A 25,530-nucleotide genomic window follows, 5' to 3' on the forward strand; every position below is an offset into this window, starting at 1 on the left:
GCGAAGCGTCCGTCCCGAAATCGCTCCGAAATCCTTCATTTAACCTAACAGTGGGAGTTTTGCCTCGAACCTTGAAGTAAAATCTCGGCACAAGGTTGAGGCTGAGCCAATGCTAGATCGCTTCTGGGAAGTGCTGGGCTACGTGTTTGCTCTCAACGATGAAGCTTTTCGCATTGCTACTACCGTACCAGCCGGCAGAAGCCTGGCGCTGTTAGTGGTTCTGCTGGCGGGGCTATCCCAGGGCATTGGGCAGAGCATTATTCTCTTTGTCAACCAAGTGCGGCCCGCCCGGTTTGTGCTCAGCCTGGGCATCAATGCAGTGCTATTTGTCTTAGGCTTCTTGGCCCTGGTGTTAAGCACCTGGTTGGTGACCCTGATGCCGTGGGCGCAGAATATGTCCTTTGGGCAGCTAGTGACGGTGCTGGGGTTGGCCTACGCCCCGCTGCTGTTCAGCTTTTTGGGAGCGCTGCCCTACCTGGGGATGCCCATTCTCAACCTGCTGTCGGTGTGGCATTTGCTGGCCATGGTGGTGGGTTTTGGGGCGATCGCCAATTTGGGCATCAGCCACGCCTTCGGCTACGTCGCTCTGGGCTGGATTTTGCTGCAAGTTTTGCAAAACACCGTGGGTCAACCTATCGCCAACCTGGGCAAGCGCATTGCCAACGGGGCAGCGGGGGTCGATCTCGTCACCAATCGCCGCGATTTGACGGAGTCGTTTCAATCGGGGCTGGCTGAAACCTCTACCCGCTGGCACGAAGAGTTCACCCAGCGATTTAGCGCCTTCAACCAGGGCGATGCGAGCGCCGCTGTCACTAGTGAGCCCTCGGCCCTCGCTCTGGCCGGAGCCGGGGGCTCGACCGTTTCTGTTGATGCCGGCCCAAACGGTGATCGCCTTGACAGTTTCAAGACCCTGCTCGGTCTGGCTGCCATGGCGGTGCTGACGGTGGTGGTGCTGGCGCTGCTGCGGCCCATTCGCGTCTGGTGGTTTGGCTGGTTGAGCGACCTGCCGAGCCTGGTGCTGCTGGTGCTGAACTTTGTCTGGATTGGCATTGTCGCCCTGGTGGTGGCAGGGCTGCTGGCTCCGCTCGAAACCCTGGGCTGGTGGGCCGGCTGGTATGACGACGAGGTCAACACCACCGTCAACGCGGGAGAGCTGGCCGAACCTGTGGGCGATCGCGGCAAAATCAGCCGCTATATGGTTTACCTCGACGGCATTGGTATTTCCAGTTTTGAGTACCTGCCCGACATCAAAGAATTTCTCGACACCCTAGCTCCCACTCTGCCCCAAGACGTGGCGCTGATTCGCGGCATCATGCCCTACTCGGTGATGAATGCGCCCCTGGATGAAGATCGGCCCCTCTCATTCCTCTGGCGCTACGCCGACAAGCTGCGATTTGCCAACCCCATGAGCGTGCTGGGTCTGCTGGTCAACATTCGTAACGTGCTGATTGTCGGCGTGTCGGCCGACAAGCGCTACGGCCCGCTCTACAACCAGGGCATTGCTCAGGTGGTGTTTAACGGCCTAGTCAAAAATGGCTACCGGGTGGGCAGCGGCACCCCTATTACGCTGATGGGGTATAGCGGCGGCGGGCAGATGTGCTGCGCCAGTGCCCCCTACCTCAAGCGGGCTTTGGGTGCACCCATCGACGTGATTTCCCTAGGCGGGGTGATCAGCGCCAACATCAACCTGCTCCAACTGGAGCATCTCTATCACTTGTCGGGCGAGAAGGATGTGGTGGAAAAGCTGGGGCCAAAGATTTTCCCGGGGCGCTGGCGGCTGTATCCTCTGTCGTTTTGGAATCGGGCTAAGCGGCGGGGCAAAATCTCGTTCATTTCCCTGGGGCCGGTGGGCCATCAGGTGCCGGGGGGCATTCTCGACCCCAAGCTGGTGTTGCCCGATGGCCGCAGTTCCCTCGAGCAGACCATCGACACTATCAACGCCATTCTGCGGGGCGAAATGTTGGAGGTCGGGCTAGAGCGGGGCGGCAAGGCAAACAACTACGACATCTTTCGCGCCAACCCCCTGGTGCAGTACCAGAGCTATCCGCTCAATCAGTGCCCTAATCCAACGCTCTACGTACCCATCGCCGACTGGATTGGCCGGCTAATTTTGCCTGTCAAAGCTGAGCGCTTTGGTGGTGTCTTCTACGAAATTCACCACGCGCCCGATGACCACCGCAAGCTGTTGGGCCAGGTGGTGAAGCTGCGCTGGTCTGACAACCCTCTCACCCAACAGATGGTGCAGGCCGTCACCCACGATGTGCACTTTAGCGCCGATGCCGAATATGCCAGCCGCTTTGGTGGGGTAATTAATCCGGTGCGGCTCAACCACTGGCTGCGGGTCGACCCGTTAGAGTCGCTGGCCGGGTCGCTGCCGGAGGATGATCTGGTTGTGGTGGTAGAAAATCCTCAGGTGGTGCTCGACAAGGACGGGGTAACGCTCTTAATCGCAACTCAGCCGATGGAGGTGACAGGGCGCTATTACGGCCTGGTGCAGTTTGTGGGGCCAACGGCAGGCGACTATTGGCGAGTACGGCATTTTAATAAAGTCAGCCGCGCCTTTGACGGCCCTGAGGAGGTGGTGAGTCTGCCCGCGGTGGCCCCGATGGCGGTCTACGGCAGCAGTCCCTCTACTACCAAGGATCTGGAGCGATCGCCCTACAACGAGACCGGTTGGTACATTTACGGTTCGTCAAATGCTAGCGGCACCTTTGTGGTGCAATCCCTCGGTCCTAGGGCACTGTTTCGGCTCCAGCCCGATCGCGTCTTGTTTGGCGGAGCAAAATCAGCCTACCGCTACATTCGCAACGAGTCATGGGCCGATGTGGTGGCCCAAAGGGGCAAGGTCAGCTCGGTGCTCTGTACGGTGCAGGACAACGGTCGGCCCGAGGCAATCGCAGCGGCCATCGATGAGTGGCAGGTGGGCAATCGCGCCCTTATCCTCCACACCTATGGCGGCATCGGTGGCAACCACAAAGAACCCGCCGCCGCCACCCCCATTTTCTTTGGCCACTTTGCCTACGGTCGGGCCGAGGTAGTGCACGACCCTCTAGCGGATGAACGGCGGTTTGAGATTCGCTATTACCAGGTCTACGCCCACAACATCGACGGGCTGATTGCGGGTACGATTCACTGGTCGCGCTACCAGGGCGATCGCCAGCGGGGCTGGCTAGGCACCCGCCCCACCTGCGACATCTTGGTCAAGCTCGATGCCTTTAGCCGCCAGTACTACTTTGATAACGAGCGCCGCTCTCCCCTCACCCGCATGGAGGCCCACCTGCAAGCGATGACCGCCCGCTATCGCATTGGCGACGGCACCGGCGGCACCTTTGTCGGCCCGTCGAACAACTGTTCTCAAGACTCGAATCAGGCGCTATTTGCCAGCTTGCAGGGTACTGGCCTCAGCCTCTACCGCCACGCCGACGCTCTGATCGATCAGCATCCCGACCAGGCCGAGCCCCTGTACCAGCTTGCCCTCTTTGGCAAAGACCTTAAAGACACCCTACAACCTTTAGGTGGTCTGCGCCCCACCTGGGAAAAGAACGAATTTAACCTGGGCAGCTCGATCGAAGACGAACCCGTGCGCAACCTGCTGATGGGGTTGGGCAGCTGGCGCACGGTGTTTCCCCGCAAGGCTAGTGATGTGGTGGTGCACAAGTTTCTCAAATACGGCGCGTCGGCTTGGGTACTGCGGACCAGTCAGGTGGGTGGTCACGATCCCGATATTGAACCGATCGCGCCGATGACGTTTTAGGGCTCCTGCTGACGACAGTAAGAATATTGTTGCCCTAAAAACCCAAGGGTGGAATGTGCATTCCCGTCGCTAGGGCACCAGCGATCGCCGCTGAGCCTGCTGTGGTGAATGCTGTAATTGCTAGCCACCAGGCTGCGGCGGCAGCAGTTTTGCGGGTCTTGTTTAAGCGTTCTTGGGCTTGGGCTTTAAGGCTATCAACTCTGGCCTGTAGCCCTTGCTCAAATTGCTCTACTTGCTGCAACACCAAATGCTTCAAACCTTGGGCCTGCGGCAGCAAATAATCCTCGGTCCACTGCTGCGGTTGACCCATTAGATCCTGGGCATTTGATCGCACACTACTCACAACTTGCTCAACGGGGTTAGCCATCACGCTATCCAACGGCAGGCGATCGAGCAATGCATCCCAATCGATTCGGTTGAGCTGATGCAAAACGACTAGCGAAGCCGCTGTAGAAAACGTTAGTCCTTCAGACAAATGCTTCTGTAGCTTGGTTTTTAACTCAAGATCTGGGTCTGACTGATTATCTAGCTTACCTACAGTCTCTGTAAGGTACGTCGCAATCGGCTGAACAGTATCTAGGAGGGAATGTTGAGAATCTCGCTGTCTGTCTTCTGAAAATGCCAGATTCGCTTGAACTATCAATTGCTGCCAGGCTGCCTCAACTGCTTGCAGAACGTACTGACGCTGCTGCTTATCTAAATCCTGGCGTTCTCTCAATAGCGCCTTCAACTGAGTTCGATCTAGGGTCAGATGATGAGCTTCGTAGCTAGCATTTTCCAGAGCCTCTTCCAGCAGCTCATGAAGTTTTTTGTGGATGCGCTTCGGCGTCAGCCGCTTTAAGCGGGTGTGGCGCAAATACAGCGCCAACTCTTGCCCTAAGTGTAGATTTGCATCCTCCAAACTTAAGGGCAATTCCTCCAGGAGGTCGTCAATTTCAGATTGATTGGGGCGATCGCCAATGGGACGCTCAGGTAAAGGATCGAGGGCAGCAAAGTCCAGTGCCTGCCGAATTTCCTGTTGAACTATGGCAGCTATCTCCTCTTGGGATATTGAGTTAGATATTGAGGTATTGTCTTGGTTGCCAAAGGCGGCCGTCAAGGTAGCTATTAATTGGCGCAACCCACCCGTAGCTACCCCAAAAACTGCTCCCACCGCCGTACTAACCGCTGTTGAACTGACCCAGGTCAGACCTAACCAGTAGGCTGACCAAATCACCACCCCGGCGATCGCCCCCAGTGCAGAGTCATTCAGCTGACTAAATTTTGCTGCCAAAAAACAAGCGCTAAAAAGCACTGCATTGGTGCTCAGCAACAGCCCTAAGCCACCCCAGAAAACTACGTTGGTCATTGAGCTGGCTAAGCTGCTTTCGGCACTGTTGCTTTGCTGATCACCACTGTTGGCAAGCTCTGCATCAGCCCGTGAGGGAAGCCGCGAGCCTAGGGCTGTCATACCAACAGCCAAACCAAAAAACGCAAGTAACAGATGGAATGCAAATGCTGTTAGCAAACCAATCAATAGGGCAGTTAGCAATGCAGTTCCCACAGTTCATCTATCCCATTACTTACCTTTCTTCTTCTTAGCTTTTTTCCCCTTCTTCTCTTGCTTTCCACTCTTTTGAGCAGAGGGCGCGCTAGTGGCAAGAATTACCTTCACCCGATGGACGGCCTCGTCAATGACCTGAGCTACAGCTTTTTGAGTGGCACTAGCGGTATCCTGGGTGGCGTCAATGCGATTGCCTAAGGCCCGTCGCGTTTTACCCGCTCTACCTTGGGCTCCGGCGATCGCATTTTCAATCTGAGCAACCACAAACTCTCGCGTCTGATCCGCTTTCTGTTTGGTGTCGTCGATCAGCTCGCTAGCCCGCTCTTGGGCAATACCTGCCGTCACGGCTGTTTTCTCTTTAACATTTTCCACACCCTGGTCAATTTCATCGGCTGCGGCAGCTCGACCGTTAACTAGGGTGTTTTCTACCGTCTCTGACGCGTCTGAGGCCGGTGAAACGGCATCGACGATCGCGTCTTTCACTCCTCCCACAACAGTCTTCACCGAGTGATTGATAGGGTCGAGCTGATTTTGAAGTGTTTTTTTAGGGTTTGATTGAGCTACTGCCTCAGAGATTTTGTTGGCAGCAACCTGGGAAACCTCAGCAAGCACAGCCGCTGCCACTACGGAGCCAAGCTCTCGCGGACTAATTCCCAAAATTGTCGTATCGATTAGGGGCTTCTTGTCCTCGGGCTGATTAACAGGTTGATCAACCTGAGTACTCTTTTTGATGTTTTTCTTCTTAGCAGACTTAGCAGGCATGGTGTGACTCTCCGTTCCCAATTAATGAAATATGTCGCAAGCTAGCAATGGCTTAGGCAACTGCGTTTGCCCTAGTAAGTCGTTGCCCTATTGCCGCTGCTTTAGCGCATGCACTAGAGCCTTTCACCTTAACGATGGGTTAATCTCAATGCGTCTGCTCTGCGATGGATATGCGGTGCTGATGACAATCTTGATGAGGTCCACAAACTCTCCTAGGACCGAGATGCTCTACGCTTAGAACATTATTTTTCTCTAGAGCCGATCTAATGCGCGTAGAAGCTTGCTGCCAGGCCCTGCTTGAGCACCTCTTGCCTGACATCGATCCACAGCGTCAGGGGCTCTGTGTCGATGTCGGGGTGGGCACCTTTGCCTTTTATTGCGAGCTGTTTGCCCGCTTGGGGTTTACCACCGTCGCTGTGGAACCTTCCCCCACTGACAAATTGCGGACGGTCTGCCAGCAGTACCCCATTCGACTGGTCGAGCAGTGTCTGTCAGACCGAGTCGGCACCCAAACGCTACATATGGGCCAGTTTGCCAACCTGGCCAACAGCAACTTTAGCTCTCTGGCGGCCGATTGGTTTGGGGCTTCTAGCATCACTCGCCAGGTGCTCACCCTCGATTTGGCGACCCTGCTAAAACAGGTGGCTGCCACCCAAATTACCGCCTTTAAGCTAGACATCGAAGGGTGGGAGTCGGTAGTGATTCAGCAGTTTGCCGAGCTGCCTGCTGAACGACTGCCCCAAATGGTGATGTTTGAGTATGGCGGTGGCAGCAGCCGTAACCAGGGTGAAAAGGGTTGGTCACCTAAATTTTTGACGGGCACCATGGATTGCTTGCAGACTCTGCAACAGCGGGGCTACGGCTTTAGCATCATGGTCGACTATGCTGCCGGCACCCAGCCTAAGGTGTTTGACCTCCAGGCCCTAGATCTGGCCCGAGAGGCACCCTTTTACCCCAATGGGGTCTACGGCAACATGCTGTGTTTTTATCAGCATCAGTTCTCTGCCGAGCGCATTCAATCGATCTGCGCACCCTATGGTGGGGGCTTGGCCAACTGGCTGGTCAGTAAGCTGGTGTCTTAGGAGATCTGGGGCCAGACGTCTCAACCAGCCAACCTATGCCCTAAACCCCTTAGGCACCTGCTCGTCGGAGTAGTAGTGCCACAGAGAAGCCACGGGTTCCTCTGCCTCGATCGCACTACCGACAGGGGCATCAGCGGCAGCTACCAGAAAGGCATCAGGATCAGATCGGTAGGCAGCCAGCAGAGCCTTTTCTTCGGCGGAGAGATCGGGGGAGCTATCTTGCTCAATCTCTTCGAAGGTAGTTTCGATCAGTTCCATCTGCGCTTCGGCGGCGCTGAGCTCGTGATGGGTCTCGGCGTTGAGCAGTTGCTCGAGGGGTTGCAGTTCGGCTACGTGGCTAGCAAGGGCTTGTAGCCTCTCTTCGTAAGCGGTAGTCAACTGCTGAAGTTCTTGCCGGTGCTGGGCCTCTTGCTGATCGAGGGCAGCTTGCAGCCGCGCTTCCTGTTCTTCTAAAGCGGTTTGCATTGCTGCTTTCTCGGATTCAGCGGTGTGTAGTTTGGCCTGGTGAGCCTTCAGCGACTTCAGCAGCGGCACCATTTGCCCTTTCAGGGTCATGTGCTCTACATCGAGCTGGTTAAACCGTTCAGACAGCGTGATATAAGCGCGACAGAGCCGGGTGTAGCGCTCTACCATCTGATTGACGTGCTGAAAGTTTCTCACTGCCGTCTCCAGGCGATCGGTAACCATAGCAACATCCTGCCCATAGGGGCGAGTGGAAACAGGGTTTATCAGCCCTACATATCACGTTTGTCCTCAAGAATTCAAGCCACGGGGGATACAGCTTAAGGACAAAGTTAGGCTCTGCCAACTAGCCTCGTCGCTGTCGGTCGGTTCTTGGCCGGCCGCAGGTTGTATTTCAGGAGAGGTTTTGGTTAATGTGTCAGAATGATGAGTAATTTCAGCCCGTCTTCGCCCCCACCCCGGCAGTGCTGTGCGTACTTATAAAAGCCAAAAGATCGATCAGAACGCCGACTACCCCTGCCCTTGTCGTCGCAATGGGTGCATTAAGCCCATTACCCTGACTGAGGCCTTTGGCTGCGATCGCTGTCAGCAAATTTTTGTTGTGCAAGACGATGGCTACGTGATTGAGCAGCTGTCTACCCATTATCCCTACAAGCGTCTCTGGCGCTGGACTGGGCAGCAATGGCGCCTTGACCGCTCCTCCCTAAACGTGAGCTACCTACCCCTGGTAGTGCTGGCCGCCTTTGGCATGATGGTGTTCTTCTTGCTGCTGGCCACCCTGCAAACCCCCGACGGTGCCCAATCGGTGGCGCGATTGCTGACTACCCTAGCGGTGGCGCTGGCGGTGGTAGGCATGTTTTGGCTGGCCTCTCGGCGTTAGGTCCATGGTAAACCTGACTACTCAAGCAGACTTCAGCGCGGCAGTCGAGCAGGTGCGCCAGGCCGGTCGCGACCTAGTCACCGCCGGGTTCGACACCCAAACACGCCTGCTAGAGGGTGTTGCCACCGCCATTGAAGCCAGCTTTGACGACATTCTCGAAGCCAATACCCTCGATCTCGAGGCCAGTTTAGAAATGGCTGTGCCCGAACGGGTGCTCGATTGGCTAAAGCTCACCCCCGAACGACTGCAAACCACCGCTAAAATTCTGCGGCGGCTGGCTTATCTAGGTGACCCTCGAGGGCTGCTGCACCCCGCTCCCAGTCGCCTGAGCAAGGCTGTGGCGGGCTATGGACAGGTGGTGCCCTTGGGGGTCATTGCCATGATTTATGAAGCATTTCCGGAACTGGCGGCGATCGCTGCGGGGTTGAGCCTGCGCACGGGTAACGGCCTCATTCTCAAAGGCAGCAACGAAGCTAGTCAAACCAACCAGGCAATTTTGCAGGCTCTCCACCAAGCCCTAGACTCCGTTGGGCTATCGCCTTACTGCATTCTGTCGCTGACCGAGGAGCAGGGCGACGTCGCCCGAAGCTGGCTCCTGCAGGATCCCGGCATCGACTTGATTATTCCCTACGGTCGGCCAAGCCTGGTGCAGCAGGTGGTGCGTCAGGCCGGTGTGCCGGTGCTGCCCACGGCGATGGGTAACTGCTATCTCTACTGGTCGCCCACGGGACAGCTCGACACCGTCACCCACATGGTGCTCGACAGCCACCGGGGGGAGCCTGACGCGGTCAATGCGGTAGAAAAGGTGCTGGTTCACCGAGGCGGCAATCCCTCTGCCCTGGTGCAGCTATGCCATACCTTGTGGGACCAAGACTTTGAGGTATTGGCCGACGAGGACCTACTGCCCGACCTGCCCAATGTGAAACTGGCAGCAGAGACCGACTGGAAGCGTCCGTTTTTGGGCAAGACGGTGGCTCTACGATTGGTAGACAGCGTGCAAACAGCGGCAACACTGATCAATCGCTACAGCAACGGCCACGCCAATGCGATCGCCACTGAAACCTATGCCGAAAGCAGCCGCTTTACTCAGCTCGCCACCAGTTCCGTAATCTATATCAATACCTCACCCCGATTTGTGCGAAACCCAGCCCAAGCGTCCTCTATTGCCCTAGGGATGACGGCCCAGCGCGGCCGTTGCAATGGCTTTGTGGGCCTCGGGGCATTCGTCACCACTCAGCACATTTTGCAGGGCCTTGAGTAGTTTCTGTCTGTTGTGGGGGTTGGTAGTTTTTTTAGAGCTGTCGCGATCGCACGCACCAACACTACTGCATAGCTATAGCCCCTCCTGATTTGGTTACATCAAATCAGGAGGGGCTATAGAATGTGGACTCTCCAATGCCACCCTCTGTTCAGCGAGAAGCCGCAGGCGTTAAGTCATCGCGGCCTAAGGTGATGCAGAAGATCTGAACCAATCTGGCAAGGATACATCTTTAGCACAGTACTTTTTATCAGCCCATACCGAGATAATCAAGTGCCATTTGAATAGTTCCGCAATCTACTTTAAAGGGATCTTTAAAGGGAGATTTTCGGGCATCAGGGGTTATTTTGGCAAAATCTAGTGCCTCAAGCATCTGAGGGGTAATCTGACCTCGTACACAACACCACTTGCCATTTAGGGCATTCGTCATGTATCGATTCTCGTAGAAGTTCCATGAAGGAGACATCAACTCAATTAATTTGAGCCCACTGCCTGGCTCAGCGTTGTCCCGCAGGCCGACACGGTTTAAAATGAAATTACTGCTGGCAGCACCATGAACTACTACTACCTCCTTGGCATTGCGAGCAATTGACCATTCGTCATCAAGTGCTAGGTCCTCAAAGTAAAGCGTTTTAAACCCTCGCTCCTCCATAAATTTAGTAACTTCATCATTATTGATTAAGCTACGGCTTCCCCTACGAGGAATAAAGATTCTTTCAGGAGTTTCTTCTTTATATCCTGGAAAATCGAACCCAAAAAATTGAGGTCTAATGCTAAAAACCCTGTGCTCTGGACAGGTAACAATCTCACCACGGACATTGTCATCTGTAAAAATAAGGGGGAAGCCGAGTAATCGATATACCTCCATAGTCATGCTGTATTTAGGCACCCTAGAACCTAGAACAACATGAATTTCAATGTCTTTTTGAAAATGTTCACTCAAGAATTTTTTTGCCAGAAGAACTCGAGTTGCAACATTCTCAAGAATGTGACCAATGTTTGTAAATACATCGAAGCGAGCGTCAAAGATGAATTTTCCTGAGTAATCGAGAGTTTTCTCCCCCTTGATCGCTCTGGAAACAAATAATTGAGCTCTCCGCTTCCGGCTAAGGGCGGCCGATTTCGTTGTGGCTATACCAGAATTTACTCTAACTTCTCCTTCAAAAGGTTCAAGATATTGCGCTGGCATTATCACTGGCTCAGCAGCTGGGCGCCATACGTCCATTGCACCGGTAGGAAAGCAGTACATCATTGAAGATGCAACTTCAAGACCTGGGACTTTATGCTTTAGAGTTATATCCATTTCAAACCTTTCGAAAAGTTTTAAGCTAATTAATGAATTTAGAAAAAATACTAGCAACTACAAAATGAGCAGAGTTGTAAGATTAAAAATGAGTACTTATGCTTACGAGTGATGCGCAGTTAAGAATGACAGCCTTAATATAAGAGCAGAAGCCCAGAATTGTATCCTGCCAACTTCGACCCTCTACTTAACTTCACCGACCTTGGGCTTGAAACGCTTCAAGTGTTAAGGAAGAGTGAAGACCACGCGAGGAAGCGTCTATGCTCGTTCAACTACACCAGCTTAGACAGGCATAGGCACTTGTCCTTGTGTGCTTCTTTGAGTCTGCATGTTGCGCCTAGTAGGCATAGCTATAATCGGCTGGAAAGGAAAAAATCTAAGCTATCTAGTCACGCCCACCGTTCACAGCTAAGACTTGCGGCAAAAACACCCTCTCCGCGGAGTCCTTGATGCTTCGGATACCCGCTGGAATGCTGTGGATGATGCTGTTCGAAAAACCGTCTTACTCAGCTTGTCACGGGCAATAGGTTGAGGTTTTTGCTGCTGTCGAGTTTGAAGCACTTTAGGCGATCGCCCCCCATAGAACGATGAGAGTTCAGCTGAATAAGCCATGGCTTAAGAGGCGATCGCATCCGCCAATCGGTCAATAGCGCGCCGCCCCCCAAAACGTTGGGCGATGACGTCGTCATAGGTGTCGGCAATAGTCACCACCGAGAGAATGCAGGTTTGAAGCTCCATCAGGTCCATGTTTTCGCCGCCGAGGACGCTTTCTGAGAAGAGCACTTGGTTGGCCTCATCTAGCTGAAAGGCACCGAAGCGCATACGGCGGTTTTCGGTGAGCAAAAAGTGCATCAGTTCATGGTCGATGTTGCTGCCGACGGTGACGCAACTGGTGGCGCGCACCGTTGCCAGATCGGCCTTTTCCCAGGGGTGTACTTCCCACGGCAGCACCTCGATTTCAACCAGGGTAGAGCCGTAGAGGATATCAAACTGAGGCTGATCGGGATAGGCCCGCAAGCTGTCTTTAAACAGAGCGGCGGACTGTAAATAGTCGGCGACCTTGGTGTAGGTGAGCGCCTGAACGTTGCTGACAAAGGAGATGGCCATGGGAAGTGGGAGGGTGGATGGGTAGGAGGGTGGATGGGCAAGTCATTTCGTAGGGTGGGTATTGCCCACCATGAACCCTAGGCAGAGCAACCCGCTTTCAGCCAGTCCCTACATGATGAACATCTTTTGATCGAGGGATTTGGGCACGTGGGAATCGATGAACTGCTGGGGGCTCTCATCGGACTCCAGCCGGCCGTCCACCAGGTTGATGATGCGATCGGCCACGTCGAGAATGCGGTTGTCGTGGGTAACCATGAGAATGGTGCAGCCCTTTTCGCTTGCTAGCTGCTGCATCAGGGTCACCACGTCGCGGCCCGACTTTTTGTCGAGGGCAGCGGTGGGCTCGTCGGCCAAAATCAGCTTGGGCTGGTTGACTAGGGCGCGAGCGATCGCCACCCGCTGCTTTTGCCCCCCGCTCAGGGCCGCAGGTTTGTAGTCAGCCCGCTCCGCCAGCCCCACTTGGCTGAGAATATCCACCGCCAGTCGCCGCTTGCCGCGAAAGTTGCCGGTTAGCTCCACCGCCATCTCCACATTTTGGGCGGCCGTCAGCGACTCAAACAGGTTGTGGGCCTGAAAAATAAAGCCAATGTTGCGGCGAATTTCGACCAGCTTGCGGTTGCCCATGCCCACCAGTTCCTGGTTGAGCACCTTGAGGCTGCCTTCACTGGCCGATCGCAGCGCCCCAATCAGCGTTAGCAGCGTGGTTTTTCCCGAACCTGAAGGACCGGTCATAATCACAATCTGGCCGGGGTGCAGATCGAGGCTAATGTCAAAGAGTACTTGCTTGCGCAAATCGCCTCGACCAAAGAAATAGTCGAGGTGGCGCACCTGCACCGAGCTAGCGGTGACCTCGGAGGTTGGGGATGACGTAGACAACGGCGTAGCACTCATAGGCCAAATACCTCTGCGGGGTCAGTACGCTGTACCTTACGCACGGCAACAGCGCCAGAAATCAAACACATAATGAAAGTCGCTAGATACAGGTTAACCACCCGCTCTAGGGTCATCTTAAACAACAGGCCGGTGACGGTGGCACCCAGGTTGTAGAACAGGGCGCTGATCAAAAAGCCCGGCACAAATCCCAGCACCGAGAGAATAATCGCCTCCTGAATCACCACCCCAAACAGGTAGGCATTGTTGTAGCCGATCGCCTTGAGGGTGGCGTACTCCGACCAGTGGTCGGCCACGTCGGTGTAGAGAATTTGGTAAACGAGAATAATGCCCACCACAAACCCCATGGCGGTTAGAAGCGAAAATATAAACCCAATGGTGGTATTAACTTCCCAGTAGGTGCGCTCGCGGGCGATGAACCCCTCAGGCCCCTGCATGGGCAAGACCAGCACGTCCTTGGGAAGCCCCTCACTGAGGGCCTGCACTAGAGTCTCAATGTTGGTGCCGGGAGTTACCCGCAGCAGACCAATGTCGGCGGTGGCAAAGCTGCGCTCCTCTTCCTGAGGGCCACGATTGGCAAAAAACCGCAGAAAATTCTGGTCGCTCATGATCAAGTTGCCGTTGCCCGAGGCAAAGTCAGTGCCCAGGCTAAAGGTGCCCACAATCCGAATCTCGCGATCGGCCAGCTCAGTGATTACCCCGGTTTCTCGCGGTCCCACCTCATCGCGAGAGCGAGTGTCAATCATCGCTGTGTTGGGTAGCCGCAGCTCCTGCTGGCGGGCCAGCACCTCGGGCATGGGCAGCACTGGGTCAGAGGGGTTGTAGGCGATTACCCGCACCGGTCGGGTTTTGCGGGTGTCGGGGTTTTTCCAGCGGGCGTCGCTGAGATAGATGGCATAGGCCCCTTCTACCCCGTCAAAGGCCTGGGCCTGGTAGAGGCGGCGGCGGGCAAAGGAGCGAGGCACAAACATGTTCTCCTTCAGCCGGTTGATGAGCACAATTTCGCCATTGAGTTTTTCAAGCAGCTGGGTTTGGCTGTCGTAGAGGGCATTTTTAAAGCCGGTGAACAGAAACATCAGCAGTACCGCAAAGGCCACCCCAGCCATGGAGGTGAGAAACTTCTTGCGATCGTGAATCAGGTTGAGGAGGGCGAGGGGGGTACGCTGCATGGCGCGGCTAGGAATTGTGGACGGGCAGTTTGAATCTTCGGCTCAGGCTACGGTTACCGGCGCGATGGCGGGCAGGATAGGGGGCGATCGCCTACCAAGCTCTTTGCGGTTAGACCACCCCTCAGAGGCGCAAAGCCTGCCCTCGTTAGCCGGGGGCAATCAAACAGTAGGTGGCTAGAAACCTTTGAGACCGGATGGTCCACGGCAGGAAACAGCAGCGGCAGAAAACGTTGAGTCATACGGGTGATCCTAAACGGCTGGGTGAATAGAGTGTTTTTTTGAGTCGGGCGATGCTTTAGACAGTGGTTGCAGGCTGGACAGCTGCAAGCCAAACCAGTTGCGTCCCAACCCCAGACTCTAGGTTCTCTGGCGCAAGCGGTCATGCAAATACCTCCGCTGGGTCAGCCGTGACGGCCTTGCGCACCGAAATCAGCCCCGACAGGGCACACATCAGCACCGTCAAGGAGAACACGAAAATGACTCGAAACACCGTCATCTGCATAGGCAGGGTGCCCGCTGTCGCGTTGTAGGCCAGCTGGTAGAGCCCTAGTGCCAAAATCAATCCCGGCACATAGCCCATCAGGGCCAGCAGCAGCGCCTCCTGGATTACAGTTTTGAACAGGTAGCTGCCACCGTAGCCGATCGCCTTGAGAGTGGCGTACTCCCGCAGGTGGTCGCGAATATCGGTGTAGAGAATTTGGTAGACAATCACAGTGCCCACCACGAAGGAGACCACCACGCCTAGGCCAAAAATAAAGCCAATCGAGGTGGTTTGAATCCAGAACCGGCTCTCTTTGGCAATGATTTCAGGCTTGGTATAAACCTCCACATCGGCGGGTAGCTCCGCTTGCAGGGTGGCTTTGATCCGCTCAGCATCGGCATTGGGCTCTAGCAATATCAGCCCCAGGTTGACCTGGTCGAGCGGGCGCGGGTCAAAGTAGCGGCGAAAGTTTTGGTCGCTCATAATCAGGGTGCCATCGGCGGCAAAGCCCCCCCCCAAATCGTACTGGCCGGCGATAGTAATGCGGCGGCGATCGGCTTCGGTTTCGAGACCGAGGGTTTGGGGGCCAAACTCGGGACGCGATCGCCGGTCGATAAAGGCCGCATTAGGCTGCTGTAGCGCCCGAATGCCATCGGCTGTGTTCAGCTCGGGCATGAGAAACACTGGGTCGCTGGGGTTGAATGCATAGACAAACATCGCCCGACTGAGGCTAGTTTTGGGGTTCTTCCAAAGGGCGTATTCGGCATAGAGGGGCATCACCTGCTGCACGCCCTCAATGCCCGCCGCCTGGTACAGCCGCTCGCGGGGAAACGCTTTGGTAGAGCTAATCTCTAGGGACTGGGGCGAAATCAGAAAAATATCGCCGTTGAACTGGTCGTAGAAGTTGGTGGTGGTGCTGACCAAGGCACCGAGGAAACCTAGGTTCATGAATATCAGCAGCACCGCAAAGGTAACTCCAGCCACGGCCACCAGCAGGCGGGGGCGATCGTGCCGCAGGTTGTACCAGGCCAGGGGAATGCGGGGCAGGGACGGAAATTTCATCGCCACCTCCTAGGGTTCAATGTCGATGGCGACGTCAACCTGAAGGTTGGTGAGCGCCGCTACCGCATCACTCTGGTCAACCTGCACCCGCACTTCGACCACGCGAGCGTCGGCGTTGGCGGCGGGGTCATCGTCGAGCACGTCGTTTTTGGCAATTTGTAGGCCAATCTCGCTAACGGTGCCGGTTAGGGTTTCGCTAAAGGCACCGTTGCGGCTGGTAATGGTGGCGGGCTGCCCGACTTCAACCAGACCAATGTCGGTCTCATAAACCTCCGCCACCACCACCATCTGGCTGGTGTCGCCCAAAGCCAAAATAGGGCCGTCGGCTGGAGCTACGGCCTCCCCAGGGTAGGCAAAGACATCGAGCACTTGACCGGCCTGGGGCGATCGCACAATGGTGCGAGCCAGCTGGGCCTCGGCCAGGGCTAGGTTCTGAGCGGCTGAGTCGACCCGGCTGGCCACCTGGTCGCGGGTGGTGATGGCCCGGGCCGAAACCACTTGAGCTTGGGCATTTCTGATGTCGCTGAGGCGGGCCTGCTCTAGCCGCTGTTTAGTCGCCTGGGCATTGCCCAGATCGGCGCGCAAGCTATTGACGGTGGCCTGCTGACGGTCTAGCTCTTGGCGAGAGATCGCCCCCGATTCGTTGAGTGCTTGAAAGCGGGCCAGATCGATCTCAGCGACGCTCAGCTCGGCCTGGAGGCTCTCAACGGCGGATTGCTGGGCGGCAATCGCGGCCTGCTGCGGCCCGTCGATCTGACCGACCCGAGTGCTAGCCTCTTGCACCTGGGAATTGCCTAACGTCGTTTCGGCCGCCAGCTGGGCCCGGGCCTCGGCTAGCTCACTGGCAGCCACATCGCGCTCGGCTCGGCGCACATCGTAGGTGTCCAGATAGGCCAATACCTGACCCGCTTGCACCTGGTCGCCTTTCTCCACCTCAAGGCGATCGATGCGACCGGCTTCGGCCGTGGCCACGTCGATGACGCGGCTGGCAGGCTCAATTCGCCCCAGAGCGACCACCTTCACCTGCTGCGGGGGTGGCAGCTCGGCCTGCTCGCGAGCGGCCTGGCGGCTTTGCATGACGTTGCGCACCGCTATGGTGGAACCTGCCCCCACCAACAGCAGGGCACCAATCAACAGCCAAAAACTCGGCTTTCTCCAAGGCTGAATCGGGTGGGTAGACATAGGCGCATAGGACAACTGCACTGAATTTAACTGAACGGTGTAGTTTAGTCAATGGGCGCAGGCAACTGAATTAGGGCGAGACCCAAGGCGAGCGCCAGGTATTTCTCGCCAAGCCCTTGGGCTGGCGAGGGTCAGAACTTAGTTGTCGCCAACGGCCTTTAGGGGGGCGGGCTAAATGCTGGGGTTCCACCAGCGCTAGCAGGTGTCGCCGCTGCACCTTCAACGGGTGGAGCCTCAGCGGGTGGAGCCTCAACCGTGAGAGGACTTGCCGTAGGTGGGGAAGCCGTAGCCGGGATGTCTGGAAGCGGGTTGACCACTCCAGGTGGCGTATCGTTGAGGCGCCTCAGCTCTTCCACTGTGGCAGGAGTTGTGAGCAGCACGTCTTCTACACCCTGAATGCTAGCTTCAGAAGCAAAGTCGTTAATTAAGGTAGGGTCTAAAATTGCGTTCTCGGTATTGAAAGGAGTCTGCTGCTCTAAGGTGCGGAGCAGATCGGGTCGCATAGCGGCCAGGGGGTCATGGAGGTCAGGGCGATAGGCGGGGTCATCTAAGTGCAGGTCCGCCATCAAAACGCTGGTTTGGTAAAACTCTAATAGGTCAAACTCTACAACCTGCCAGCTACCGCCGCCAATAAAGGCCATTTGCCCTCCATAGAGCGCCAGCTCCTGGCCTGTTTCGGCCGCCGTCACCAGCACGGGGGCCGTGGGTAAATCGGCCAGGGCCATTACTAGAGTCAGCTGCCGAGAGGGCACATAACGCACTACCACGGCAGTGCTGTTGAGCCCCACGGTGGCATTCGGGGTTTGAACCGTCGTCCGCCCCTGGTTGGGGGGCACAAACAGGGCTACCGTACCTTGGTTCAGCAGCAGCTTCCGGGTGTCGGGCCAAAAACGCAGGCTGGCCTGCTCGCCCACCCGAGTCAGCGACCCATCATTAAAGAGCACCTCGGCCCTAGCCGAAGCGCTGGTATTTAGGATCTCCCCTGGGCAAAAGCAGTCGGCTACCGTGGCCGGTCGGGTGTTCCCGCTGGCGGAAACCAGGCTCACTTGATAGGTGCTAGTCCGCAAGTTGGCCCAGGCCCAGGGCACCTCTGCCAGGGTCGGAGACGCGATCGCAGTACTGCCTACAACCGCCAGCAGCACTGCCGAAAACTTATTGGTACGAAAAACCATAGCTCGGTGAAGAGTGACCACTAATTACAGCAGGCCCATGGCCTTAGGGTAGATGCGGCCAAATGCCCTAGCCCCTAAATTGCTGGGGCGATTGTGGGTAGAGTACCCTAGCAGTGGCAGTTGATCGCCAGGGGTAACACCATCAACTCAAAATTGGTGCAGTGCCGTCGCTGTTTTGGCAGAGTTCTAACGAACTAGGCGCGACTTGAAGCGGAGCCTTAGCTCTATGGTAGGGTTCAAGCAATTCAATTTGGGGCGGATTCATAAATCTTGTATCCGCTTCAAATTAAATCTTTAATGAATGTGAGCCCTTTTTTCGGGAATCAGCAGCAAGATCAGTGATTCTGCTGGTGACAGGACAACACACGTTATATCCGAGCAGACTCCATTGGTTAAGCGGCACCCCTCCCTCCCCCTGGCGTTAGTTAGCTTTGGCTTGCTCTGCAGCGGCGTCCTGCCGGACCGAGCCAAGGCAGAGCAGTTGAGCCTTCCGGCGGCCCCTGCCGCCAGTGTTGAGGTGATGACCTCGGTCGCGGTCGAGGATGCGGCACCTCTACAATCTCCGTTATCACCCCTCCCCTCTGGGTTAGGAAACTCAACTGTGACCCTGGCCCCATCTACTGAGGAGGAGCCATTGGTCCGCGAACTGAGCCTCAACTCAGCTGCTACTGGGCCTGCGATCGCCCCCGACCAGGCCCTTGTTACGGAGACTTATCTAACCACTGCGGCCGCGCTGGCTCCACCAATCCCGGCATCCCAACCCTCGACTCCAGCATCCCTGGCTCAGGCTGACCCCAATGCTGACCCCACGGGTCAAGACCCAGAGCTAGGAGTCATTCAGGTGCGCAGCCCGCTAGAGGACAACGACCTGGGTATTTTGCGCATTCGCGATCAGCCCCAGATTCCCGTGGCGCCGCGACCCCCGGCAAAAATTGGGTTTTTCTCGGCCCGCCTGGCGATCGCCAGCAGCGACAATATTTTGCTGGCCGTCAACGACGTAGGCGGGCTGACCGGCGATACCTTTCTGCGTCCCTCAATCGGTTTTGGCGTCTACCCTGCCCTGGGGCCGCAAACCGCCTTAATTGCCACTGCTGACTACGGGCTACAGCGCTACGGCTCCCAATCATCTCTCAACTACGACGATTTACGGCTGCGGGTGGGTTTGCGCCAGGGGTTAACCCCTCGTAGCTATGGGCAGCTGGTTTTCACTTACCAAGAGCTGTATCGGCCTGGCGGCAACCGGGGAAGATTCTTCAAAAATACGGCTCTGGGCCTCACTTTGGGTCGCCGCGACCCCATTACGCCAAAGCTGGCCCTGGACACCTACTATCTGGTTCAGTTCAACGGTGCCCAGTCCACCAGCAGCGGCACCGCCGCTGACTTTAGCCGCTTCTTTCAGTCGGCCGGAGGCTACTTGGGCTACGACATTACCCCTCGGCTACAGGCGGGTCTCAGCTACCAGCTCAACCTCATTGACTACACTGCCCAAGACCGTTACGACACTTTTCAGCAGGTGCTAGGGCAGGTGGTTTACCGCATTACCCCCAACCTGCGTTTTAACGTCTACGGCGGCGTTAGTTTTGGCCGATCCTCTGAGCCTCGGGTGCGATTCAACGATACCTTTTTTGGCGCGGCGATCGATGCCACAATCCCCTTGTTCTAGCTAAATCAGCGTGATTTTTGACGGGATTGTGACCCGCTCTTGCGATTTAGCCTCCTGGTGAATATTTCAGGGGAACAAACTATGGTTTTTAGGCGGCTAATCGTCGATTTCGGCTAGCTCAATCACCTGGTTGTCGTAGTCTTTGACCAAAAAGTTGAGAGGCTTTTCGTTGCGAATTTTGTGCTGCACGCCGCCTAACTGCACGCGCATCAAAATGTACTCCAGACAGTTGTGGTCAAAGCAGACGTGACGCTGCTGATTACGGTGGCCTAGGCTAGCACCACCCACCACGTGAAGCTGAGTATTTTTGCGCAGCTGATACCACAGCCCTTCGGGGCTGTTCATCACGTTCTGGCTAGCCAGGCTAGTGGCACCGCCCAAATACATGGGGTCAAGGCCAGCAGTGCCCAGGGTCTGCTCATAGTTGTAGTAGTAGTGCAGGGGCACCTCGGCGGCGGGCAGGTTGAGCATGCCTTCATAAAACCGACGGGCTACTTCCAGGTCAGACACCATCACCGTGTAAACCTTGGGGGCACCCTTGAGAAACATCCACATGGCCCCGGCGTAGGCCACTAGCAGCAAGACCATAATCCCCTGGGTCGACATGATGCTGTCGAGGGGCAGCCCCAGTAGGGAAGCCAGGCGGAGGTTTAGGGAGCAGTCAAGCAGCATAGGCCCACTCACAAGGTAACGACAAGGGCGGTTGTAGCACTCGCCCCAATACTAATGGCTCGTAACCAGTGTATCAATTCTGCCATCAACTCCCCAGTCGCGAGGTACTTGCTGAGGGGGCGGCGGCATCCTGAGCCCAGGCCTGGGAAAATCTGTGAGTTTCACAAAAAATACGTCGCCAAAATCCCCATGGTAGGTATATTAAAGGCTGATTTAACCCGCAGCCTGGGTCAGTAGCGATCGCAGATCTGGGGGTGGCTTTGGTCAACGTTCTCCACGGCTCAACCTATGTCTAGCCCAGCGCCTATTCCTAACTTTCCTGAGTGTGACCACAGGTTGGTGCAATCGCTGCACCATTTGAGCGATCGCGAACTGGTGCAGCTATTTCAGCGCCATGGCGATGCAGGGCGTTACTTTACGGCAATTTTTTGTCGCTATAGCCCGATGGTCTATAGCCTGATTCGCCATTCGGCGCGATCGCCCGTGCAGGCCGAATACCTGTTTGCCCTGACCTGGCGGCACATTCTTCTCGAGCTGGGTGGGGTGGAATGCCCTGAGGCGGTGGCAGGCGAGGGACCCGGAGCGTTTACCTTACAGAACTGGCTGATCAACATTACCGCCCTGTGCATTAACCAGGCGGTGGTGCCCGAGGTCGAGACCATCCACTATTCCCTCGACCAGGCCACGCCGCCGCTGTGGTGCTATGTCGAGCAGGCCCTCGATTGCCTGCCTCCGGTAGAGCGACTGGTGGCGGTTATGTCCCTGACCTTTCGCTGGAGCGAGAACCGCATTGCTGCCTACCTCCAAGCCGAGGGTGAAGCACTGACCGCGGCCGATGTGCGCCAAAAGCTGGGGCTAGCCTTTCAGCACCTAGAGTCGGCCCTGCCCGAGGATATTCGCCAGATTTATCTGGGCGATGCATCGCTGCGCCCTGAGCCCCTGCCCGATGATCTCGACGGCCTGCTAACCGTTCCCGACCTGGAGGGAGTCAGTCTGGCAGATGCCAACCTAGTGGGCACCACGGGGGACTTGGGCGGAGACTTCGGCAACGAATGGGCCAACTAATTTTGACCGACAACGGGAGTCCTGGGGAGGGGCGATAGCAATGAATCAAATCGGTAAGAAGCACATCGGCAAACTGGGCCTGGCGCTAGGTCTCATGCTGCTGGTTGGGCAGGCCGCCCCAGCTGCCAACTTAGAAGAACAGCTCGATCTGCGCCCCAGCAGCGCGACTCAGGGAGAGTCGCGAGATGTGGCTGACGGCTGGATGCAGCTAGGCAACCAGCAGCTGGCCGAGGGCAATCTCACCCAGGCCGTAGATTCTTGGGCCGAGGCGGCCGAGATCTATCGTCTGTTGGGTGATGGTCAGTCGGCGGGTCGGGCCTACGGTTCTATGGGGGCGGCCTTTGCTACCCTAGACCGCTACCCCGAAGCTGAGCGGGCGTTTGTGCTGCGCATCGGCACCGCCCGCGACAACGACGACCTGCTCGGGCAAGTCTACGGCCTCAACAACTTGGGCAATCTCTACATCAATCAGGGCCGACTGAACGAAGGGCAGGCTCACTTTGAAGAGGCGCTGCAAATTGCTCGCACCTCAGGGGATTCGCGGGCCATTGGTGTCTCCCTTAGCAACCTGGGCCAGGTGGCGACCCAGCGGGGCGACCTAGATGTGGCCGTGCAACTGCTCGAAGCCGCTACCAACTACCGCATTTTGGCCAGCGACTACCTGGGTGAGGCCCACTCGTCCAACAGCTTGGGCGATGTTTATGTGGCCCTGGGGCGCGATTCTAACGCCATTGGCGCCTATCGGGTAGGGCTACGGGCGGGAGTTGATGCGGGCGATCGCAACCTGCAAATTCGCGCCCTCGATGGCCTGATTGGCATTTACCTAGAGCGAGACGACTTGGTTCAGGCCAAAGGCTACCTTGACCAGCGCGCCGCCCTCACCTTGGGAACTGTGCCGCCGGATCTACAGACCGCCCTCAGCTACCGATCGCTTGGTGACTATTACCTGCTAGTTGACGATCGGGCTCGGGCCGAGCAAGCCTTTACTTTGGGTCTACAGATCGCGCGCGATCTTCAGCAAAAGTCCCTAGAAGCCGAGTTCATCAACCGGCTGCTGGAGTTTTAGCCTGCTGATACATCAGTTACTCAGAAGGGCTTCCCCGGGATTCTAGGGAAGCCCTTTTGAGTTGAAGGGGCTAGCCGCTCGTCGCCTAGGGATGCACCTGGGCATATTGGTCGAAGGGTGCAGTTTTTAGCTCAGCGGCACCCTCTAACCCTGGCTTCACCGGAGGCAATGGATTGCGGGCTTTGATCAAGGCGATCGCTCGGGTCACGGTCTCGGGCAAAATCACCACTAAGCTGTCGTCCTCAGCGCCATCTAGAGCCGTGTTGATCGCCTCGGTTTCGTCGAGAATGGTGCGGTAGCTGGCATGGCCAACCCCCTCCTCAATGCCGTGGATAATCCACTTGGCGGCGTCGCCCCGGCCTCGACCGCGGGTGTCGTCGTCCTCTTTAACCACGATGTCGTCAAACATCTGGGCCGCTAGCTTGCCGAGGGTAATGAAGTCATCGTCGCGGCGATCGCCGGGGCCACCGACCACGCCGATGCGCTTGCCCGGCCAGTTCTTCACAAAGCCGCCCAGGGCTTCGTAGCTGGCGGGGTTGTGGGCGTAGTCAACCAGGGCGTGGAACCGGCCCAGGTTAAACAGGTTCATGCGGCCCGGGGTCTGGTCGGTGGAGGCCTCAAAGGTATGCAGAGCCTGGCGAATATAGCCAATGTCAACCCCCTGGGCAAAGGCCGCCAGACTGGCTGCCAGGGCGTTGGCAATCTGGAAGGGAGCCTTGCCGCCCATGGTCAGGGGCACCTTGTCGGCCTGCTCAATGCGCAGCAGCCAGTCGCCCTTGAGAATGGAGAGATAGCCCTGCTCGTAGACGGCGGCCAGCCCCCCCTGCTGGGAATGCTTACGCACCAGCTCGTTGTGGGGATCCATCGAGAAGTAGGCCACCTGGCTCTTCACCTTCTGGGCCATGGCTGCCACCAGCGGATCGTCGGCGTTGAGCACCGCGTAGCCGCTAGGCCGCACCGCTTCGGCCACCACGCTCTTGAGGTGGGCCATATCTTCGAGGGTGTTGATGTCGCCCAAGCCCATATGGTCGGCGGCGACGTTGAGCACCACGCCAATGTCGCAGTCTTTGAAGGCCAGGCCCGATCGCAGAATGCCGCCCCGCGCCGTCTCCAGCACGGCAACCTCCACGGTTGGGTCCTGCAAGATTACCTGGGCGCTCTGAGGGCCGGTGGTGTCACCGGGCTCTACCATGTTGTCGCCGATGTAGATGCCGTCGGTGGTGGTGAAGCCCACCATCTGCCCGGTTTGCTTGAAAATGTGGGCGGTGAGACGGGTAGTGGTGGTTTTGCCGTTAGTGCCAGTAATCGCCACCACCGGAATACGGGCGGGCTGCCCCGGCGGGAACAGCATGGCCAAAATCGGTTCGGCCACGTTGCGGGCGATGCCGACGCTGGGGCACACGTGCATGCGCAGTCCGGGGGCGGCATTGACTTCCACAATCACTCCATCCACCTCACGCAGGGGCTTGGAGATGTCGGTGGTAACCACATCAATGCCGGCAATATCGAGGCCAATGGTTTTGGCGATGCGCTGGGCCACCCAGATGTTGTCGGGATGAATGTCGTCGGTGCGATCGATGGCGATGCCGCCGGTGCTGAGGTTGGCGGTGGCCCTCAGGTAGCACATTTCGCCCTCAGGCAGCACGGTGTCGAGAGTGTAGCCCTTGCGATCGAGCAGCTGCCAGGTGGTGCGATCGACCTCAATGCGGGTCAACAGGTTGTCGTGGCCTACCCCGCGGCGGGGGTCTTGGTTGGTGATGTCGATCAGCTGCTCAATAGTCGATTTGCCGTCGCCAACCACGTGAGCCGGCACTCGCTCAGCCACCGCAATCACCCGGCCATTGATCACCAGCACCCGGTGGTCGCGACCCCGATAGAAGCGTTCGACAATCACGCCCCGGGACACCTCTTTGGCCGCTTCGTAGGCTTCCTCGGCCGCCTCGAAGGTGTCGATGTCGATGGTAATGCCGCGCCCGTGGTTGCCGTCGAGGGGCTTGATCACGATGGGGTAGCCGCCCACATCCTCGATCGCATTCTCGAGTTCGTCTAAATAGTTAATGACGGTGCCCCGGGGCACGGGCACCCCAGCGTTGCGCAAAATCTGCTTGGTGCCCTCTTTGTCAGAGGCCAGCTCTACTGCCAGAATGCTGGTTTTGCTGCTCAGGGTGGCCTGCACCCGCTGCTGGTATCGACCGTAGCCGAGCTGAATCATCGCTCGGGTGGAGAGCTGCATCCAGGGAATGTCTTGGATTTCGGCGGCGCGCACAATGGCTTCGGTGCTGGGCCCCAGGGCGGCATCAAGGCGAAACTCGGTCAGGTCGGCCAGATCTTGCTCCAGATCTTCCTTGGAGTAGTGACCGGTTTCGACCAAACTGTTGCACAGGCGCACGGCCGCACGGCCCGCGTAGCGTCCGGCCTGCTCGTTCTGATACTCAAACACCACCTGATACACTCCGGCCTCGGCCACGCTGCGGGTGCGGCCAAAGCCAACTGGCATGCCGGCCATGGTTTGCAGTTCGAGGGCGACATGTTCGACGATATGGCCCATATAGGTGCCCTGGCGCACCCGACTCAAGAAGCCCCCCCGGTGCCCTGGAGAACAGAAGTGCTCAATCAGGCTAGGGAGCGTTTCTACCAGCGCTTCGTAAAACCCGAGAATCTGGTCAGAGGGGCGGTCGGCAAGGCCTTCTAAATCCAGCCGCATCAGAATCAGGTTGGGATAGCGGATGCTCCAGTAGTTTGGCCCTCGTAGAGTCTGGGTTTTGAGAATTCGCATGGGCTGTCGTAACTCACCAGTCATAGAACAGGGTTGGCCCGAGAGCAGCGCCGATCGGTAGGGATGATCGGGCAGGGGTGTAGTGCAGTATAACCTCAGGTCAGGACCCAAGACAGTATCCCCGAGGCACGATCTTGGCCTCAATAGGAGAAAAAAACCAGCCAGAATGACCTCTGTGGC

Annotated in this window: 20 protein-coding genes; 8 read left to right on the plus strand and 12 right to left on the minus strand. The window is 57.0% G+C overall.

Features of this window, described 5'->3' with window-relative positions; all coding sequences use genetic code 11:
• Positions 1-109 precede the first annotated feature (109 nt).
• Positions 110-3,754: a CAAX protease gene (locus tag H6F59_RS11710; protein ID WP_190699291.1), complete on the plus strand. Its 3,645-nt coding sequence runs from the start codon at positions 110-112 to the stop codon at positions 3,752-3,754.
• Positions 3,755-3,788: 34 nt separating this feature from the next.
• Here H6F59_RS11710 and H6F59_RS11715 read toward each other — a convergent pair whose 3' ends face one another.
• Together H6F59_RS11715 and H6F59_RS11720 are read right to left on the minus strand one after the other, a co-directional pair.
• Positions 3,789-5,102 (minus strand): hypothetical protein, encoded by a 1,314-nt coding sequence (locus tag H6F59_RS11715; RefSeq protein ID WP_190699292.1) that lies wholly within the window; start codon positions 5,100-5,102, stop codon positions 3,789-3,791.
• A gap of 210 nt (positions 5,103-5,312) precedes the next feature.
• The gene (locus tag H6F59_RS11720) at positions 5,313-6,059 is read right to left on the minus strand and encodes a hypothetical protein (RefSeq protein WP_190699293.1); all 747 of its coding nucleotides are present in this window, start codon (positions 6,057-6,059) and stop codon (positions 5,313-5,315) included.
• Positions 6,060-6,325: 266 nt separating this feature from the next.
• Here H6F59_RS11720 and H6F59_RS11725 point away from each other — a divergent pair, with 266 nt between their 5' ends.
• Positions 6,326-7,141 carry an FkbM family methyltransferase gene (locus tag H6F59_RS11725; RefSeq protein WP_190699295.1) on the plus strand — a complete coding sequence of 272 codons (816 nt, stop codon included), beginning with the start codon at positions 6,326-6,328 and terminating at the stop codon, positions 7,139-7,141.
• Between the two features lie 33 nt (positions 7,142-7,174).
• Here the strand turns inward: H6F59_RS11725 and H6F59_RS11730 are convergent, their stop codons facing one another.
• A complete protein-coding gene (locus tag H6F59_RS11730; protein ID WP_190699297.1) occupies positions 7,175-7,828 on the minus strand; it encodes a hypothetical protein in 654 nt (217 codons plus the stop codon).
• Between the two features lie 244 nt (positions 7,829-8,072).
• Here H6F59_RS11730 and H6F59_RS11735 point away from each other — a divergent pair, with 244 nt between their 5' ends.
• Together H6F59_RS11735 and H6F59_RS11740 are read left to right on the plus strand one after the other, a co-directional pair.
• Positions 8,073-8,483, plus strand: coding sequence for a hypothetical protein (locus H6F59_RS11735; RefSeq protein WP_190523664.1), 411 nt, complete (start codon positions 8,073-8,075; stop codon positions 8,481-8,483).
• A 4-nt stretch (positions 8,484-8,487) separates the two neighbouring features.
• Positions 8,488-9,744, plus strand: coding sequence for an aldehyde dehydrogenase family protein (locus tag H6F59_RS11740; RefSeq protein WP_190699299.1), 1,257 nt, complete (start codon positions 8,488-8,490; stop codon positions 9,742-9,744).
• Positions 9,745-9,991: 247 nt separating this feature from the next.
• Here H6F59_RS11740 and H6F59_RS11745 read toward each other — a convergent pair whose 3' ends face one another.
• The 4 genes from H6F59_RS11745 to devC (H6F59_RS11760) all read right to left on the minus strand — a co-directional run bounded on the left by H6F59_RS11745 (position 9,992) and on the right by devC (H6F59_RS11760) (position 14,211).
• Positions 9,992-11,044: a glycosyltransferase 61 family protein gene (locus H6F59_RS11745; protein WP_190699302.1), complete on the minus strand. Its 1,053-nt coding sequence runs from the start codon at positions 11,042-11,044 to the stop codon at positions 9,992-9,994.
• 615 nt (positions 11,045-11,659) lie between these two features.
• Positions 11,660-12,151, minus strand: coding sequence for a T3SS (YopN, CesT) and YbjN peptide-binding chaperone 1 (locus H6F59_RS11750; protein WP_190699304.1), 492 nt, complete (start codon positions 12,149-12,151; stop codon positions 11,660-11,662).
• 108 nt (positions 12,152-12,259) lie between these two features.
• Positions 12,260-13,042, minus strand: a complete 783-nt coding sequence (locus tag H6F59_RS11755) for a DevA family ABC transporter ATP-binding protein (protein ID WP_190699307.1) — start codon at positions 13,040-13,042, stop codon at positions 12,260-12,262.
• Entirely contained in the window at positions 13,039-14,211 is a 1,173-nt protein-coding gene (gene devC, locus H6F59_RS11760) for an ABC transporter permease DevC (protein WP_190699309.1), read from the minus strand. The genes H6F59_RS11755 and devC (H6F59_RS11760) overlap by 4 nt, the downstream gene beginning before the upstream one ends.
• Here devC (H6F59_RS11760) and H6F59_RS11765 point away from each other — a divergent pair.
• On the plus strand, positions 14,210-14,389 hold the full coding sequence (locus tag H6F59_RS11765) for a hypothetical protein (protein ID WP_190699312.1): 180 nt from the start codon (positions 14,210-14,212) through the stop codon (positions 14,387-14,389). The two genes, devC (H6F59_RS11760) and H6F59_RS11765, sit on opposite strands and share 2 nt — an antisense overlap.
• Before the next feature lie 201 nt (positions 14,390-14,590).
• Here the strand turns inward: H6F59_RS11765 and devC (H6F59_RS11770) are convergent, their stop codons facing one another.
• The 3 genes from devC (H6F59_RS11770) to H6F59_RS11780 form a co-directional block, all read right to left on the minus strand.
• A complete protein-coding gene (gene devC / locus H6F59_RS11770; RefSeq protein ID WP_190699315.1) occupies positions 14,591-15,754 on the minus strand; it encodes an ABC transporter permease DevC in 1,164 nt (387 codons plus the stop codon).
• Between the two features lie 9 nt (positions 15,755-15,763).
• A complete protein-coding gene (locus H6F59_RS11775; RefSeq protein ID WP_242021393.1) occupies positions 15,764-16,936 on the minus strand; it encodes an efflux RND transporter periplasmic adaptor subunit in 1,173 nt (390 codons plus the stop codon).
• 158 nt (positions 16,937-17,094) lie between these two features.
• Positions 17,095-18,108 carry a FecR domain-containing protein gene (locus H6F59_RS11780; protein WP_190699318.1) on the minus strand — a complete coding sequence of 338 codons (1,014 nt, stop codon included), beginning with the start codon at positions 18,106-18,108 and terminating at the stop codon, positions 17,095-17,097.
• Positions 18,109-18,709: 601 nt separating this feature from the next.
• Between H6F59_RS11780 and H6F59_RS11785 the strand changes: the two genes are divergently transcribed.
• Positions 18,710-19,771, plus strand: coding sequence for a hypothetical protein (locus tag H6F59_RS11785; RefSeq protein ID WP_190699321.1), 1,062 nt, complete (start codon positions 18,710-18,712; stop codon positions 19,769-19,771).
• 96 nt (positions 19,772-19,867) lie between these two features.
• On the opposite strand, the gene H6F59_RS11790 is transcribed toward H6F59_RS11785, so the two are convergent.
• Entirely contained in the window at positions 19,868-20,443 is a 576-nt protein-coding gene (locus H6F59_RS11790; RefSeq protein ID WP_190699324.1) for a glyoxalase-like domain protein, read from the minus strand.
• Between the two features lie 288 nt (positions 20,444-20,731).
• Between H6F59_RS11790 and H6F59_RS11795 the strand changes: the two genes are divergently transcribed.
• Both H6F59_RS11795 and H6F59_RS11800 read left to right on the plus strand, forming a co-directional pair.
• Positions 20,732-21,508, plus strand: coding sequence for an RNA polymerase sigma factor (locus tag H6F59_RS11795; protein ID WP_190699326.1), 777 nt, complete (start codon positions 20,732-20,734; stop codon positions 21,506-21,508).
• A gap of 40 nt (positions 21,509-21,548) precedes the next feature.
• Positions 21,549-22,574: a lipopolysaccharide assembly protein LapB gene (locus tag H6F59_RS11800; RefSeq protein WP_190699329.1), complete on the plus strand. Its 1,026-nt coding sequence runs from the start codon at positions 21,549-21,551 to the stop codon at positions 22,572-22,574.
• A gap of 85 nt (positions 22,575-22,659) precedes the next feature.
• Here H6F59_RS11800 and cphA read toward each other — a convergent pair whose 3' ends face one another.
• Entirely contained in the window at positions 22,660-25,350 is a 2,691-nt protein-coding gene (cphA, locus tag H6F59_RS11805) for a cyanophycin synthetase (RefSeq protein WP_190699910.1), read from the minus strand.
• Positions 25,351-25,530 lie beyond the last annotated feature (180 nt).

This window comes from Nodosilinea sp. FACHB-141 (assembly GCF_014696135.1).
Classification (GTDB): Bacteria; Cyanobacteriota; Cyanobacteriia; order Phormidesmidales; family Phormidesmidaceae; genus Nodosilinea.

Excerpts from the sequence above, each read along its gene's own strand:
- H6F59_RS11715 (WP_190699292.1), bottom strand. The coding sequence starts at position 5,102 with ATGACCAACGTAGTTTTCTGGGGTGGCTTAGGGCTGTTGCTGAGCACC.
- H6F59_RS11765 (WP_190699312.1), top strand. The coding sequence starts at position 14,210 with ATGGCGCGGCTAGGAATTGTGGACGGGCAGTTTGAATCTTCGGCTCAG.
- H6F59_RS11775 (WP_242021393.1), bottom strand. The coding sequence starts at position 16,936 with ATGTCTACCCACCCGATTCAGCCTTGGAGAAAGCCGAGTTTTTGGCTG.
- devC (WP_190699309.1), bottom strand. The coding sequence starts at position 14,211 with ATGCAGCGTACCCCCCTCGCCCTCCTCAACCTGATTCACGATCGCAAG.
- H6F59_RS11795 (WP_190699326.1), top strand. The coding sequence starts at position 20,732 with ATGTCTAGCCCAGCGCCTATTCCTAACTTTCCTGAGTGTGACCACAGG.
- H6F59_RS11755 (WP_190699307.1), bottom strand. The coding sequence starts at position 13,042 with ATGAGTGCTACGCCGTTGTCTACGTCATCCCCAACCTCCGAGGTCACC.
- H6F59_RS11710 (WP_190699291.1), top strand. The coding sequence starts at position 110 with ATGCTAGATCGCTTCTGGGAAGTGCTGGGCTACGTGTTTGCTCTCAAC.
- H6F59_RS11720 (WP_190699293.1), bottom strand. The coding sequence starts at position 6,059 with ATGCCTGCTAAGTCTGCTAAGAAGAAAAACATCAAAAAGAGTACTCAG.
- H6F59_RS11800 (WP_190699329.1), top strand. The coding sequence starts at position 21,549 with ATGAATCAAATCGGTAAGAAGCACATCGGCAAACTGGGCCTGGCGCTA.
- H6F59_RS11780 (WP_190699318.1), bottom strand. The coding sequence starts at position 18,108 with ATGGTTTTTCGTACCAATAAGTTTTCGGCAGTGCTGCTGGCGGTTGTA.
- H6F59_RS11740 (WP_190699299.1), top strand. The coding sequence starts at position 8,488 with ATGGTAAACCTGACTACTCAAGCAGACTTCAGCGCGGCAGTCGAGCAG.
- cphA (WP_190699910.1), bottom strand. The coding sequence starts at position 25,350 with ATGCGAATTCTCAAAACCCAGACTCTACGAGGGCCAAACTACTGGAGC.
- H6F59_RS11750 (WP_190699304.1), bottom strand. The coding sequence starts at position 12,151 with ATGGCCATCTCCTTTGTCAGCAACGTTCAGGCGCTCACCTACACCAAG.
- H6F59_RS11790 (WP_190699324.1), bottom strand. The coding sequence starts at position 20,443 with ATGCTGCTTGACTGCTCCCTAAACCTCCGCCTGGCTTCCCTACTGGGG.
- H6F59_RS11745 (WP_190699302.1), bottom strand. The coding sequence starts at position 11,044 with ATGGATATAACTCTAAAGCATAAAGTCCCAGGTCTTGAAGTTGCATCT.
- devC (WP_190699315.1), bottom strand. The coding sequence starts at position 15,754 with ATGAAATTTCCGTCCCTGCCCCGCATTCCCCTGGCCTGGTACAACCTG.
- H6F59_RS11730 (WP_190699297.1), bottom strand. The coding sequence starts at position 7,828 with ATGGTTACCGATCGCCTGGAGACGGCAGTGAGAAACTTTCAGCACGTC.
- H6F59_RS11725 (WP_190699295.1), top strand. The coding sequence starts at position 6,326 with ATGCGCGTAGAAGCTTGCTGCCAGGCCCTGCTTGAGCACCTCTTGCCT.